The following is a 12,363-nucleotide window of genomic DNA, read 5'->3' as shown; positions in this document are numbered from 1 at the left end:
ATGATTTCTATTTGTGTTGAATAAATGAAAAAATATCTACTTCTACTTCTTCTCTTTAATTGTCTTAACGCTATTTCTCAAGATGTAACCATGAGAGGCGTTATAAAAGATAGTGCATTGAAAATGAACATTAATAATGCATCTGTGGTGCTTTTAAATGCTAAAGATTCTATTATACTATCTGATGTTAGAACCTCATCAAATGGATCTTTTGTTTTTTCCGAATTATATAATAATCGAAACTATATTTTATTTATAAGTTATCCTGGATATCTGAGCATTTCTAAAGAAATTAATATTGGTCAAATTAAAAGTATTGATTTGGGTTCAATTATTTTAACCTCAAAAGAAGTGTTATTAAAAGAAGTTGTAGTTAAATCAAGTATTCGATCAATTCAATTACGAGGTGATACTTTGCAATATAATACTGCTGAAATTCAACTACCTCCGAATGCATCTGTAGAAGATTTATTAAAGATTTTGCCAGGCCTTCAGGTAGACCCTAATGGGAAAATTTCAGCGCAAGGAAAAAAAGTTAAAAGAGTATTGGTTGATGGGGAGGAGTTTTTTAGTGATGATCCAGTTTTTGTTACACGAAATTTACGTTCAGAAATGGTAGCTAAAGTTCAGGTTTATGATAAAAAATCGGATGCAGCCATATTTACAGGGATTGATGATGGGATAAAAGACAAAGTCATCAACCTTCAATTAAAACAAGATAAAAGTAATGGGGTATTTGGAAAGGTTGAAGCAGGAATAGGACTAGGTGATCAGTTTACTCCCAATAGTGCTCAAGCGATGATAAATAGTTTTAAAGGAAAACGGAAGACCTCTGGTTATACGGCATCTAATAATATAGGCCAATCTGAACTAGGGGCGACAGAAAAGAATCAATTGGGCGTCAAAAATGATTTAGAACAATATGATGGAAAGGGCCTGCCTCAATTTTCAATGGTAGGATTACATTTTGATAATAAATGGAATAAGGACCGTAATTCATTTAATGGCGATTATTATTATTCTATTTCCAATGTTGCTGGATTCGATTCAACATTTTCTAATACAATTTTACCAGTAGGTGCAATCAAAAGATTTGCTAATACTGATTTTCAAAAAGAAGGGTTTAGCCATAAGATGAATTTTACATATAAACAAGAAGTAGGGGAAAGGGGAACAATTACATTTAGTCATACAGCATCTTATAATAAAGGAGCTTCTAGTCAGCAAAGCGCTTCTTCGGACCTAAATAGCAATGAACAATTTTTAAATCGGACAAATAATCAAACTAATGTTAATAGTGAAGGTCGTAGAATACAAACTTCTTTTTTATTTCAGCAAAAATTTAAGCAACCAGGAAGAACAATTTCTTTTTCCATAGAACAACAATCAACAAGCTCAAATGAACAACAAACAAGTTTAACGGCTACTGAATTTTTTAATGGTAAACCATCACTTGATAGTACTAGAAGTTTAGACCTTTTCAAAGGAAAGGATCAGAATTTACAAAATTTGAAAATCGGCCTTAGTTTTTCAAATAAAATAAATAATTCATTTTCTTTTATTCTCTCTGCAAATTCTGTATATGATGCTGTTAACGATAATAATTTATCCAATAGGATTTTTAATCCTAACGGATCAATTGATTCTCTTTTTTCAACAATTCGAAATGATTCTCGTACAATATTTATAGGTAATCTAAGCTTCAATTTCGTAAAGAATAAAGTTAGTGCATCCCTAGGTAGTGGTGGAGGAACTAATAGACTCTTTTTAAATAATCTAATCCAAAGAAAAGAATTTGAAAGAAGTTTTGCGGTTTGGAAACCATTTGCTCGTGTTCAATATTCCATTAGTGATAATACCAACTTCGGAATCAGTTATCGTGGTACAACAGTTGCGCCTGGTTTTCAAGAGCTATCCCCCTATGCGTTTAATAACGATCAGCTAGTTACTTTTTCTGATAATTTGTCCATTAATAATGCATTTTCTAACAAAGTATCGCTAACCTATGAGTCATTTAAAAGCCTTACTAAAGCCTTCACTGGATTAGTTGTAAGTCATAATAGCACAAAGAACCCAATTAAATTGCTTTCGAATATTAACACAAGTGGAGCATATTTTTTACAGTATGTGAACATGGCTGGTTATACAGATGAAGAATTTGAGCTAACAGGTTTTTATTCAAAATCAATACCGTCTTTAAAAATTCAAGCAACAATTGATCTGAGTGGTAAATCTGGAAAAAACTTTAGTTTCATAAACGGGGCACTTAATAAACTTATTTACAATATTGCTTCTGCAGGCATCTTGTTATCTAAAAATAAGTCTGGTAAATATGCGATTCAATTGGGGAGTACGATTTATTATGATGTAAATTCTTTGAATGAGCGTACAAAGATTACCCGAAATAATTTCTTTTCGTATAAACTCAAATCTGCAATAGATGTATACTTATCTTCTTCATTGCAAATACATAGTGATGCGGAGTTTTTCAGACAAGGTAAGAATAATATTTTCACTGATAACTTTGATAGAATGGTTTGGAATGCATGGATAAGTAAAAGCTTTCTAAAGAATAATCTATTTACAGTTAAATTAACTGCAAATGATATACTAAATTCTAATGCTGGATTCTCACGAGTTGCTACTTCCGCCATGTTTTCGGAAAATCGATATTTAGCTATTAGGAGATACTTTATGTTAAGCGCTATTTGGAATTTTACAAAGTATAAACAAATAAAGTAATAGTAAATGATTCGGCTTTTTTTTATTGTTGTTTTTTTATTGCCGTATGAGTCAGCTTTTTCACAGAATCATATTGTTGAACGGGGACGTATTATATTTGAAAGAAAAATTAATACCCACGCAATTTTGCCTGAAGTAATTGGTGAATCTGGAATAGTTCCTAAAGAAGAATTTCTGACTTTCTTTCAGAAATATAAAGTTGATAATCCGCAATTTTGGATAGATAGTTTTCAATTGATTTTTGATCGCGATTCTACTTTGTATAAGCCATCTGGGTCTATTTCTCCTTTTTTACATGGTACTGGAGTGCCTATGGCAGATAAGAATCAAGTGCTTACTGATTTATCATCCTTTCAATTTGTTGCAGAAAAAAATGCATACAATGAACAAAAGGTCATAATAGATTCATTAATTAAAATCCGCTGGAAACTAACAGATGAGATTCGTGAAATTGCAGGTTTTGAATGCAGGAGAGCAAATGCTTTAATCAACGATTCAATATATGTAGTAGCTTTTTATACCGATGCTATAAAGACCAAAGGAGGGCCTGAACTTTTTAACGGATTACCTGGAATGATATTAGGTGTAGCTATTCCTCATTATCATATCAGTTATTTCGCTACCCGTTTTGAAGCTTTACCTAAAGCTGAAAAAATAGCTGCTCCCAATTTTTTATATCAGAAGAGTAAAATTAGGCAAATAGACTATTTCAATGGGATGCTTTCTTATCTTCAAGAAAAGAATCTAGATAGTCCTTGGATGAAGGTATTTATAAGACTGTAAATAAAAGTTTCTATTTCAAAGCTTACTTTTGTTGAAAAGCGTTTTTTTTTTCGTCCTTAAATTGGTTGATTAAAAAACAACCAATATGGACTTAAAGGATCAGATTATTCAAGAGTGTTTAACATAAGGCTCTGGATATATGATACTACAATCAAAGTATGGAATAAGCAGAACGAACATATATAAATGGGTTCAAATTTACCAAGGGGTTAATGCGATACCTAAGACCAAAAAGCAACAAAGTCATTACATTCGAGAAATAAAGGATCCCGATAAAAAAGAGTCCCCAAAAAGGATGTCACTTCAGAAGATTTATTAAAACGAATTTCGACTTTTAGCTAATTGAGTCTTTAGTGGACAAGCCTGCAGTTGGAACAAACATTCCCAACCTGTGCTAAGCGCCAAAATGTTAGCAATCATACTTTCGCTGTTTCGCTTCACTTTACATGAAAAATATGTACCAATGATAAAGTCTTTCCTCGTTCTACTCCTTTTATTTATCGCATCCTTTGGCATTGCACAAAAAAGTACAACTTGGTATAACCATACGCTATTAGATGTGAAGAACTTGGAAAGGAGTGTAGCTTTTTACACCAAAGTATTTCAGGCAGACACTATACCCTATCCCTTTCCTCCAAGTCATCAATACATTGTAAAATGGGTAAGATTGGGTGATGGTATTGAGCTGCATTTGTCTCAGTGGCTCAATGACACTACTACAGTTATCAGTGAAACACCCTCAGTACCAGGGCATATAGGTTTTGTACACTTAGGTTTTATGGTGAATTCTATAGATGATTTTCTGAAAAGGCTTATGGAAGTGAGGAGCGATTACAAATCAGGCAAATACAAGCAACCGATTATTGACAAAATGCCAAACGGCGCAAAAACTATTGAGATTAAAGACCCAGATGGAAACGAAATACACGTTATAGAAACAATGCCTGCAAAAAAAAGCATGAACCGCTAACATTTGGTTTGAACCCTTCCTATGAGCAGAATACTAAAATTCAACTTGCCTTATTTTATCATAGCACTTGTATTATTTGTTATTGAATTACTAATTGTCAAATATGCACACGATCAAATCATTAGACCTTATTTAGGAGATACCTTATTCGTCATATTTATATATTGTTCTATTAAGTCATTCTTTGACACTGCTTATCTAAAAACAGCAATAGGTGTTTTGATTTTTTCTTTTACACTAGAGATTTTGCAATACTTCAATATTGTGAACCTGCTTGGATTAGGACATTCAGTAATTGCAAGAACAGTTATAGGGACATCATTTGAATGGATTGATTTGATTGCTTACACTTTAGGTATTGTTTTTGTAATTTACGTGGAGTACAAATTAGCCAAATCAAATTCGAAGTAGAACCTTATTTATAACTTTATGAATAAATTTTTTCATATAATCATCGGACTTCTCTGCTCGATTGCAGTAAATGCCGAATGCACTATGTCTGGGCTTTCTATTTTCCCAAATAGTAGTTCTATTTCAAAAAATCAAATTTTTGTAATTGAAGGCTATGCATTGAGTCAAAAAACAGTTTTAGGATTAAATGATAAGTATAGTATTTATCTTAAGAGTGGTAATAAACAAATAAAACTCATTGTAACCGAACTATGTATTGGACAATTTAATTTGACACAAGCTATTCTAAAGCCTGAGAGAATACTTGAATTGAGTGAAAGTTACACTCTTCATATTGACAGCTTGCCTAAATTTGAGCGGTTACATCGAATAAATACTTTAACAAAGAAGTACGAACCCATATCTTTTACGGTGAAGAATGATGTAGATACACAGAACCCAAGATTAAATGGTAATCCTTTTGAAATTAAGAAGATATTCGCTCAATATGGTTGTGGCCCATCAATGCACGTTGTATTTAGTAATCCAGCAAAAGATCAATCACCCCTTTTAGTTAAAACAACTGTGAAAAATTTGCTTACTGGGCATACAGTAATGTATTACTTAATACCTCAAGATGATCAAATAAAAGTAGGTCATGATATGTGTTCAGGTGCATTTGACTATGATGAGAGTGAGTATTATGAAGTTAGTTTTACTTTTATGGACAGTTCTGGTAATTCAATAAAATGGAATGGGCCAAGTATAAGATTTTCAAAGCCAACGATTACAAATAGTCAAAAGGAAGAATAAAAAAGTTGCACTTAACAAAAGGCTTTGAGCAATCTATCTCCACCTCAGCCTTCCTAATCTCACAACAAACCTAATCCACCCAACCCCTTCTAACTCACCTGATAACACCTTTCCTTCCCTAACCTTCGAATTCCATTACCAACCCATACATCCATACGATGCACTACTTTTAAAGGAAGGAGTGCGATACAAATGCGTATCCCTAATGAAAAAGGATAGGGATTTATTGGTATGGTTTCCCCCACATGTATACAAGGCAATGACAAGCAACCCTAATCCGGATAGGATATATGTACGCATTGGGAATGTTATGGTGTAAAAGCTAGTAGAATAGGTGTAAATACCTAATACTTTTGAATACCCTATACTTAATTTAGTTTCATAAAGCCTTAAATATTCTTTTTGAAAATGTTACCTAATTAGATAACTTTGTATTTTGACAGCAAACTTTAATAGGAAGATCTATTACTACAAAGACTATTATTTAGATTTCTTTAATCAATTAAAACCTGATGTTAAAAAGAAATTTAACTGGACTTTGCAGCTAATTGTCACATTGAATCGAGTGCCTGAAAAATTTTTCAAACATATTACCGGCACTACAGGACTATATGAAGTAAGAGTTGAAGTTGGGTCTGATATTTTTAGAGTTTTTAGTTTCTTTGATAAAGAGAACCTTGTAATTATTGTAAATGGTTTTCAGAAAAAAGCGCAGAAAACTCCTAAAAGTGAAATAGATTTAGCTGAAAGACTAAAAAAACAATATTTCGATGAAAAAAGCTAATAGTAACTTAACGTCTTTTACAGATCATTTAGATGCGCAATATGGCAAGAAAGGGACAAATAAACGCAATAAGTATGAAGAAGAGTTTGAAGCATTCAAACTAGGAGTGATGCTTCAAGAGCTTAGAAAGGAACAAGGACTAACTCAAGAGCAACTTGCTGAAAAATGCGGAACAACTAAAACCTATATTTCACGTATAGAAAATGATGCAAGTGATATAAGATTATCAACCCTCATGAGAATCATTCGCGATGGTCTTGGTGGCCAGCTAAGAGTATCAGTTGATTATTAGTACTAAACCATTATCAGGATTAATTTTCTTAGTAAAGCAATACCTGTACTAAATAAAATTTCCAATATAAAAACCAAAGATGAAATTTTCGGTATCGTCAGATCAAATTGTACGTAAGAAGACTGCAGGTGTATTTCTTCTTTTTACAGTGGTACCATTGTTTAATCTTTTTCATACCAGTGACCAATGGATTTGGTATCTAGGATTTTTTCTCTTTTTTATATTCCTTCTTTTGTTGACATACTTACATAGGCCAACTCAATATCAGGTTGGAACAGACAGTGTAATTGTTTGCCGACCTATTGGAAATGTTGAAATTAATTTTTCTGAAATTATTCGTGTAGACAGAGTATATCATGACCTTTTAAAAAAGACGACAACAGGGGGAGCATTTGGTTATTTTGGAAAATCTGAAACAGATTTAGGAAATATAAGATTCTATGCAACACGTAGAGACAAAATGGTGATGTTAACAAAAAATGACCATACCATAATTATTTTAACTCCAGATAATCAAGATGAATTCATCAAAAGCCTTGAAGCTAAATCTGGCAGGCAACATTAGCATTATGATTCCAATCCGAAACGTTTTATTGACTTTAATTTCTCTCTTTTTTGCATACACCATTAGTGCCCAGAAAAAATTTAAAGTAGTATATAATGAAGAAAATACATTAGTTGTTAGCTATCGTTTAGTAGATGAAAAAGGTATAATTATAAAACAACTTGACACATCTAAATACTACATCTGCTTTACTCAGGATACTTACGGATATTTTGCAGTATTTGGAATGAAAAACTTCAAAGGGTGGGCTGCAATCGACGTAAACGAGAAAGTGCTCTTTAACGTATATAATGCTAGCAATGGAGAACCAAATCCAGACATCTTGGTTGAAGGAAAAGTTAGAATTGTGAATAGCGATAACCTGATTGGATTTGCTAATTCAAAAGGTCAAGTTGTTATAAAGCCACAATTCGAAAGTGTTTCAACATTTTATAAGGGTAAAGCTATAATAGGGAAGAGTTGCAAAGAAGTTCCTTGGGATGAACATGAGAAGGATAGTGGCTGCAACCATTATTCAATTATCTGTAGTAAGCATGGTTATATAAACTCAAAAGGTGTTGTGATAAAATTCGGAAATTTTACATTCGAAAAAATCATGAAAGATATAGGGTGGAAGCATCCTGAAGATTAATGTATCAAGAATGATATAGGTTCAGAGCCAATCGATTGGCTTGTTTCCGTCTGCACGCCATATCATGACCAAATACACAGTGAATAAAAAGAAAAACCGCGATCCCAATCCCCCCAAACCTTCTCACTCTTTCCATAAACACCCTTCCCTCAACAACACATTGTATTTAATAAAAAACTTCGCAACAAAAGACAATTTTACCCTGAATTAGAGATAATGTTGACCCATAGCTAATAGTAAGAATGTAGAGATTTAGCATACTTTAAAAAGATTGCTATGTCATTTAAAAAAGTAATGCAAAATTTTGCCGTACTCTTGTTCTTCTACGTTAGTACTGCAGCATGGAGTCCCCTACATGCACAAACTGATTTCTCGCTCATTATGGACAGGATTCGAACAGGATTCACAACTGGAACTGTTGCCAGCCATGATAATTCGGTTACCACAATGCTCAGCACACAGGCAACCAATGGCTCATGGCCCGATATTAATTATGCCGACAAATCGCAAACCAACTGGCAACCAGGAATTCATTGGGATCGCATCAGTTTGTTTGCACGCGCTTACAGCCGCGTGGGAAGCAGTTATAATGGAAGCACCGTATTACGCCAGGCTATTATCAATGGCATGAACTACTGGCTTTCTTTATCGCCTGCCCCAACCAGTACCAATTGGTATATGCTCAGTATTTCTTTGCCTGAAAACATTGGGAATGCGCTGGTTGCCATGCGCTATGGCAGTGAGCCCCTCAGCAGCCAAATGGAAACGGCTTTAATTGCATGGATGGTGAAGGGTACACCTATTACACAATCGCCCGCGAAAGATGGTTCCAATCTTACTGATGTTGCCCAGCATTATGTTGCAAGGGCATGTCTTACACAAAATCAAACTTTACTCCAACAAACTATTTCACTTGTTTCCAATTCGTTAGTGATTACCGGTAACAATGGAGGGGATATTGGGGAAGGCTTACAGGCCGACAATACGTTTACAGCTCATGGTCCTCAATTATATCTGTACGGATACGGAACTGATCTAGTATCAGGCATCAGCAATATTGCAAACTATGTAACCGGAACCACGTATGCGTTTGCGGCCGAAAAAATTTCCTTGTTATCCAACTTTGTTCGTGGCAGCTATTTAAAAGCTACCCGTGGAATGTACCACGACTTTAATGCATTCAACCGACAGATCAGCAGACCGAATGACGGAAGGCCCAATCAATTCATTGTTCGGAATGCAAAAGGCGTTGACCTTTCACAATATGCTTCGGAATACGATGCAGCTATTAGCCGTATCAATGGCTCAAGACCGGCATCTTACCTAGTTAATCCAGAGCACCTGCACTTCTGGCGAACAGATTATACGGTGCATCATCGTCCGGCTTATATGTTTGGTTTGAGAAGCGTTTCAACCCGTACTGCAAAATCTGAAAATGGAAACGGGGAAAACCTGAAAGGTTATTATATGACAGAAGGGGCAAATTATATTGCTGTAAATGGCGATGAGTATTACAATATTTATCCGGTGTGGGAATGGAATAAGATACCTGGCACTACTGTTCCAGAAATCACTAATTATCCGCTTCGTGCACAGTGGGGTGTTAACTTCGGAACATCCGCATTTGCAGGTGGTGTATCTGACGGGCAATTCGGCGCAAGTGCATATGCCATGAATGATTACAACACTACCGCAAAAAAAGGATGGTTCTTTTTTGATGATGAAGTTGTTTGTTTAGGTGCAGGCATTACTTCAACTGCTGCAGAAGCAATCAATACTACCCTAAATCAATGTTTGCTAGATGGTGCTGTGAATGTGAAAACGAATACCGGCACACAAACGCTGGCCAACGGTAACCGCCAATATGCAGGCAATCTTCAATGGGCACATCATGACAATGTAGGTTATTTTTTCCCTCAGGGCGGTACTGTAAGGCTCAGTAACCAGGCACAAACAGGTACACAAAAAAGTATCAACACTTCCTATTCATCTGATCTTATCACGAAAGATGTTTTCAAATTATGGTTTCAGCATGGTGTTAAACCAAGTGGTAGCAATTATGCTTACATAGTGACACCTGGTAAAACGCTTTCAGACATGGAAACCTACGATGCATCTCAGATAGAAATATGGGCTAATGATGCTACTGTACAAGCTGTTTATCACCGTGGCCTCGATATGCTACAAATAATTTTTTACCAATCGAGTAGTTTAACCAGCAATGGTATTACTGTAAGTGCCAGCAACCCTTGTACAATGTTGCTGAAAAATATTTCAAGTGCAAGCGTTGCAGTTGCAATTGCCGATCCAAATCAGGCCTCCTCTTCTTTAGTGATTGGTTTCCAGAATCAGTCACTCGTTCAGTTACGCACACTTACGGTTGCTATGCCTACTGCATTGATGGCAGGCAGCTCGGTGAATGCCATTATTAATAACAATACAACCGTTGCAGCTATTCCTGATGTATACGAAGCCGTTGGTGATGCTTATGTACGTGATGGCAGTTTTGCCAACACTAATTTTGCAACTGGAGGTCTTGTAGTGAAAAATGACGCTGTTGGTTTTGCTAGAAGAAGCTTTCTGCAATTTGACCTGAGTGGCTATAACCGTGGATTCGACAGCGCAAGCTTAAGAGTGAGGGTTGTTTCTGCAGGTGCAACGATTGCCAGCACAACATGGGAATTTTTTGCGGTACCCGATAACAGTTGGACTGAAACAGGCATCACCTGGAACAACCAGCCACCAGCAGGTAGTAACCTGCTTGCGAGGGTACAAGGTAAAGCAGCAGGAACATTCATTTATGTTCCTGTTACTGAAACTGTAAGGCAGGCGTTATTGGGTAATAAGAAACTGTCGATAAGGATCACTTCCACAACGCTAGGTAGTACCACCGATGCCACATTTTCTTCAAGAGAAGGAACAGTTGCATTTAGACCTGCGTTGCTGATTTATGGAACAACAGACAATACAAGCCCTACTATTGTAATGCAGTCCGATGTAGAAGTGAATACTGATGCAGGAGCAGCTATTGCAAGCGGCGTAACGCTTGGCCAGCCCTTAGTGACAGATAAGTACGGAGTGAAGTTGGTTTCTAATAATGCACCAGCTGTATATCCGATTGGTGTGACCAATGTGGAGTGGACTGCTGTTGATAATTTTGGTAATGTGGCCATGGCTATTCAAAAGGTAACTGTGAAAGATGTGGAGCCACCTGTTATTTCTGCTCCTGAAAATATTATCACTAGCACTTCTGCCGGTCTATGCAGTGCTGTAATCAACTTGACGCCCGCAAACGCCACTGACAACGGAGGTTCGGTTCTTGTTAGTCATAATGCACCTGCAACATTCCCTACCGGTATTACTGAAGTTTTGTGGACCGCCACGGATGCTTCAGGCAATACAACTACTGTATTGCAAACGGTAACAGTAAATGATACGGAGAAACCAGTATTGCAACAGATAGCCAACCAGGTGCGCTGTTATGAAACCAACCAGCAATATGCAGTACCGCAGCTAAGCGCAATAGATAATTGTGGTATTGCAACCATTGAATATGTTGTATCCGGAGCAACGCAACGAAGCGGAACGGGAATGGATGCAAATGGTAATTTTAATGTTGGAGAATCAATTGTTACTTGGACAGTAAAAGATATTCATGGAAACATATCCACTATTAGTTTCTCTGTATTGGTAAATGCGCCCATCAATGTGCTAATCCCCGATGTATATGCGTTGAATCCTGCAGTTGATTTTAAGAATACGATTTACATTGGTTATGGTCCTTCAACGCTTTCGTTGTTGGCTAAAGTAAGCGGCGGAACAGAGGGCTATCAATACCTTTGGAATACCGGAGCACAAAGTTCAACTATTGCAGTATCGGAATCTGGCACTTATTCGGTAAATGTTACGGACGCTCAGGGTTGCCAGGCGCAGTCGTTCATTAAAATTTCAAAGCTAGATGTATCATGCGGAAACAACGGCGATAAAGTAGTGGTTTGCCATAGTGGGAAGTCCATTTGTGTTGCGCTGTCGTCTGTAGCCGCACATTTAGCTCATGGCGATGTTATTGGAAATTGTAATGCAGTTACCAACATGAATTCTGCATGGAACCAGGTGGTGAATTTAGAGCAGCCGAATGAGTTGGAAGTATTCCCCAACCCTGCAGCTGAATTTGTTTACATTCAGCTTGCTAAGGATAAGCTAGGGGCCGAAGCAACATTGTACTCCATATCTGGCCAGGTTATTAAAACGATCCGCATTAATCAGAACAGACAAAGAATTTCACTCACTGGATTGTCAAAGGGCACTTACATTATGTTAGTCAAAAACGGAACTGAAGTATTCAAAAAAACAATCATCAAGCAATAGCAACAGGTTTTTACCTATGTTTTTT

Annotated in this window: 10 protein-coding genes; all 10 read left to right on the top strand. The window is 36.2% G+C overall.

Annotated elements, in window-relative coordinates; translation table 11 throughout:
* Positions 1 to 90: 90 nt before the first annotated feature.
* A complete protein-coding gene (locus Q8S25_RS04650) occupies positions 91 to 2,742 on the top strand; it encodes an outer membrane beta-barrel protein (protein ID WP_305535326.1) in 2,652 nt (883 codons plus the stop codon).
* A 6-nt stretch (positions 2,743 to 2,748) separates the two neighbouring features.
* Complete coding sequence (locus tag Q8S25_RS04645) at positions 2,749 to 3,525, top strand: GLPGLI family protein (protein ID WP_305535324.1); 777 nt, start codon at positions 2,749 to 2,751, stop codon at positions 3,523 to 3,525.
* A 463-nt stretch (positions 3,526 to 3,988) separates the two neighbouring features.
* Entirely contained in the window at positions 3,989 to 4,495 is a 507-nt protein-coding gene (locus tag Q8S25_RS04640; RefSeq protein WP_305535322.1) for a VOC family protein, read from the top strand.
* A 21-nt stretch (positions 4,496 to 4,516) separates the two neighbouring features.
* Positions 4,517 to 4,906: a DUF2809 domain-containing protein gene (locus Q8S25_RS04635; protein ID WP_305535320.1), complete on the top strand. Its 390-nt coding sequence runs from the start codon at positions 4,517 to 4,519 to the stop codon at positions 4,904 to 4,906.
* Positions 4,907 to 4,990: 84 nt separating this feature from the next.
* Positions 4,991 to 5,698, top strand: a complete 708-nt coding sequence (locus Q8S25_RS04630) for a hypothetical protein (RefSeq protein ID WP_305535318.1) — start codon at positions 4,991 to 4,993, stop codon at positions 5,696 to 5,698.
* A 436-nt stretch (positions 5,699 to 6,134) separates the two neighbouring features.
* Positions 6,135 to 6,482, top strand: coding sequence for a type II toxin-antitoxin system RelE/ParE family toxin (locus tag Q8S25_RS04625; protein ID WP_305535316.1), 348 nt, complete (start codon positions 6,135 to 6,137; stop codon positions 6,480 to 6,482).
* On the top strand, positions 6,469 to 6,774 hold the full coding sequence (locus Q8S25_RS04620) for a helix-turn-helix domain-containing protein (protein ID WP_305535314.1): 306 nt from the start codon (positions 6,469 to 6,471) through the stop codon (positions 6,772 to 6,774). Before Q8S25_RS04625 ends, Q8S25_RS04620 begins: the two co-directional genes overlap by 14 nt.
* Positions 6,775 to 7,006: 232 nt before the next feature.
* Entirely contained in the window at positions 7,007 to 7,339 is a 333-nt protein-coding gene (locus Q8S25_RS04615; RefSeq protein WP_305535312.1) for a PH domain-containing protein, read from the top strand.
* Positions 7,293 to 7,970 carry a WG repeat-containing protein gene (locus tag Q8S25_RS04610; protein ID WP_305535310.1) on the top strand — a complete coding sequence of 226 codons (678 nt, stop codon included), beginning with the start codon at positions 7,293 to 7,295 and terminating at the stop codon, positions 7,968 to 7,970. The genes Q8S25_RS04615 and Q8S25_RS04610 overlap by 47 nt, the downstream gene beginning before the upstream one ends.
* Before the next feature lie 276 nt (positions 7,971 to 8,246).
* Positions 8,247 to 12,338, top strand: a complete 4,092-nt coding sequence (locus tag Q8S25_RS04605; protein ID WP_305535308.1) for a polysaccharide lyase family 8 super-sandwich domain-containing protein — start codon at positions 8,247 to 8,249, stop codon at positions 12,336 to 12,338.
* The last annotated feature ends 25 nt before the right edge of the window (positions 12,339 to 12,363 follow it).

Source organism: Sediminibacterium sp., assembly GCF_030695065.1.
GTDB lineage: Bacteria > Bacteroidota > Bacteroidia > Chitinophagales > Chitinophagaceae > Sediminibacterium.
This window is presented reverse-complemented; position numbering and strand designations above follow the sequence as displayed.